We start from the raw sequence: 2769 nt of genomic DNA on the forward strand, positions 1-2769 counted from the left end.
ATTTCAAGGAGGTGTCCAAGGGTAGACTTCAGGCACTGTCTTCGATGGCTTTCGAAGCAACGAAAGTGAATTTCAGCGAGGAATGACGTGGCGCAGACCCTCTAACGTCGTTTTGTAATGGTGGGTGAGCAGTTCGCAGGCTAGATCGGCCTTCCTTTCCAACGCAGCATTGAGGATGTCCTGGTGCTCTGCGGCGGCTCCTTCACGACGAAGTTGGTTAGAGGTCGTGTTAAGAGAGAGGCTACGATAGCGGACGGACTGATCCATCAGGCTTGAACAGAATGTAAGGAGTTGCTTGGAGCCGCACCGATTCAGCAATAGCATGTGAAATCCACGATGCAGGGCCTCCCATTCTTCTGAGATTTCCGCGCCTTCATCGGTAGGAAGTTTGCGGTGAGTGCGGGATAGTCGGTGGTAACTCAGCACAAGCTCTTCTTCCCAACTGTCATCAGCATTGGCAATTGACTCCCTCAGTGCCAGAGTTTCCAGCCAAACACGTGTCTTGACGAACTCCTCCAAGTCCGTCATGGAGATTGTTGATACAAAGAATCCTCGGTGACTCTTGCGCTCAACCAGCCCTTCTGATGAGAGACGGTTCAGAGCTTCTCTGAGGGGAACTGTGCCGATTCCGTAGCGTTCAGAAAGTCCTTCCAGAGAGAGTTTGTCTGAGGGGAACAATTGACCGTGGAGAATGTCCTGACGGATCAAGTCATAAGCGAATTCAGAGCGGTTGCGTTGCTCAGAACGATTTGGAGCCAGGACAGACATTTCAGACAACTCCTCCTTTTTGATCTACTTTTTGCCAGAAAACAAAGCGCCGTTGGGCCCAAACGACCGTAAAGTAGAGCGCTAGGCCAAGCAAGCTGAGGTAAAGAATCAGGGAGAAAACCCGTGGTGTGTTCAATTGGCTGGCAGCTTGGCGAATCAAGGCTCCAAAGCCCTTTCCCCCACCTAGGAATTCTCCGGTGATCGCACCGGCCATAACCCCAACAGCCGCAATTTTTAATCCCGTAAAAATGTAGGGCAAGCCCGTTGGAAGTTTAAGACGCAGTAGGGTCTGCATGCGTGTAGCACCCATGGCTTTGAACAGCATTCTTTCGTTTTCGGTAGCAGCATAGAGACCAGCTACGGTGGCGACCACAATTGGAAACGTGGCAATGAAGGCGGCCAAGGCTACCTTTGAACCAATGTCAAAGCCCAACCATGCGATGAAGAGTGGAGCAAAAGCCACCTTGGGCATCGTGTCAATCGCTACTAGATAGGGCATTACCGCCCGCTCACCAAATTTTGTTTCACCCACTAAGACACCCAACGAGAAGCCAATCCCCGTCGCAATCGCAAAGCCGTAAAAGACTGTCAAGGTGGTCGTCCACAACACATCGAGCATGTATTTGCCCGAGATCAGGTTGTTTCCAACAAAAATTAAATCGTTCAAGGTTTCAGCTGGAGTGGGCAGAATGATCACAGACACCCAACCCATTCTGGTTACCAAATCCCAAATTCCGACAACAATGACGAAGAGCAGTGTCATTGCAAGCCAACGAGGAATCCGGTCAATCAGTGCCTCGTGTTCTACCCAGACAGTATCTTTAGTCGATGTATTGGTAGTTGTGGTCATTGGTAGGCCTCCTGTCCAAGCAGCCCACGGATGTGGGCAACAATTTGTCCAAATTCAGGAGTATTGATAATTTCAAGATTTCGTGGTCGAGGAAGGTCGATTTGAACATCCTCAACGATGCGTCCCGGGCGCGGTTTCATTACAAGAATTCGATTAGAGAGGATGACCGCTTCATCAAGAGAGTGGGTCACCAAGAAGGCTGTGGCTCCTCGCTCCAGACAAATCCGCTGCAGCTCCATGTTCATAAAATCTCTTGTCAGCTCATCAAGGGCTGAGAAGGGTTCATCAAGGAGCAGCATCGCAGGATCAGCCACAAGCATCCGGCAGATCGATGCTCTCTGCGCCATGCCCCCAGAAAGCTCCCCCGGATAGACATTGGCAAAATCTTTAAGTCCCACCAATTCAAGCAGTTCTTTAGCCCGTGTGTACGCTGCCTTGGCTGCACGGCGTCCCTCGCGGATCTCAATCGGTAGAACGATGTTTTCAATAGTAGTTTTCCAGGGAAGGAGCGTTGCCTGCTGGAACATCATCCCTATGTCAGGACGTGGTCCCAATACTGGTCGACCTTCCAGCATCACGCTTCCCGTGGTTGGTGGCAACATCCCCGCCATGATCTTCAACAAGGTCGATTTTCCACAGCCCGAAGAACCAATGATGGAGACGAACTTACGTTGGTGAATCCTGAGATTCACGTCCGTGAGCGCGACGAGGTTATTGCGGGGGTAGGTCTTCGAAAGTCTTTCGATCTCATAAACCGGCAGTGTTTGCTGAAACGCCGGTTCATTATTGTGGGGTTGAGCTTCTACCATTAGGTTCAGGCGTTCCAGCCTGAGACAAAATGATTAGTGTAGACCGCATATAGGTCAGTCATTGGAGCAGAAAGATCTCCAGCAGCTACAGCAGAATCATGAATTGCTTGCCAATGCTCAGGTGGTTGATAGCCAAATCCCTGGCCCATGTAAGCGCTTGTCGGAGTCATACGGCCGAGTACTCCATCGAACGTTGTGAGGAATGGAGGAGAGATCCCGTATCCTGTCTTCACTGAAAACTTCCACTATGAGTGTGAGCTTGTTGTGGCAATGGGTTCCGGGGGATACAACATCCCATTGGCTGAGGCGAATCAGCACATCTTCGGTTATGCGGTGGGTCTT

General features: G+C 50.7%; 4 protein-coding genes and 1 pseudogene. 1 reads left to right on the forward strand and 4 read right to left on the reverse strand.

The genetic code is table 11. The annotated features are described in order from the left end of the window. Positions 1–72: 72 nt before the first annotated feature. From P8O70_05165 to P8O70_05180, 4 genes are read right to left on the reverse strand one after another with little or no spacing between them, the layout of a single operon-like run. Positions 73–768, reverse strand: coding sequence for a GntR family transcriptional regulator (locus P8O70_05165; protein ID MDG2196267.1), 696 nt, complete (start codon positions 766–768; stop codon positions 73–75). A 1-nt stretch (position 769) separates the two neighbouring features. After that, a complete protein-coding gene (locus tag P8O70_05170; protein ID MDG2196268.1) occupies positions 770–1618 on the reverse strand; it encodes an ABC transporter permease in 849 nt (282 codons plus the stop codon). Continuing rightward, a complete protein-coding gene (locus P8O70_05175; GenBank protein ID MDG2196269.1) occupies positions 1615–2427 on the reverse strand; it encodes an ABC transporter ATP-binding protein in 813 nt (270 codons plus the stop codon). Before P8O70_05175 ends, P8O70_05170 begins: the two co-directional genes overlap by 4 nt. Before the next feature lie 5 nt (positions 2428–2432). After that, a complete protein-coding gene (locus P8O70_05180) occupies positions 2433–2597 on the reverse strand; it encodes a hypothetical protein (GenBank protein ID MDG2196270.1) in 165 nt (54 codons plus the stop codon). Between the two features lie 22 nt (positions 2598–2619). On the opposite strand from P8O70_05180, the pseudogene P8O70_05185 reads away from it, so the two are divergent. Continuing rightward, positions 2620–2769: pseudogene (locus tag P8O70_05185) on the forward strand (fumarylacetoacetate hydrolase family protein).

It is taken from the genome of SAR324 cluster bacterium (assembly GCA_029245725.1).
Taxonomy (GTDB): domain Bacteria; phylum SAR324; class SAR324; order SAR324; family NAC60-12; genus JCVI-SCAAA005.

Bases quoted from the DNA above. Each gene is read 5' to 3' on its own strand.
- P8O70_05170 (MDG2196268.1), bottom strand. From the start codon at position 1,618: ATGACCACAACTACCAATACATCGACTAAAGATACTGTCTGGGTAGAA.
- P8O70_05165 (MDG2196267.1), bottom strand. From the start codon at position 768: ATGTCTGTCCTGGCTCCAAATCGTTCTGAGCAACGCAACCGCTCTGAA.
- P8O70_05175 (MDG2196269.1), bottom strand. From the start codon at position 2,427: ATGGTAGAAGCTCAACCCCACAATAATGAACCGGCGTTTCAGCAAACA.
- P8O70_05180 (MDG2196270.1), bottom strand. From the start codon at position 2,597: ATGACTCCGACAAGCGCTTACATGGGCCAGGGATTTGGCTATCAACCA.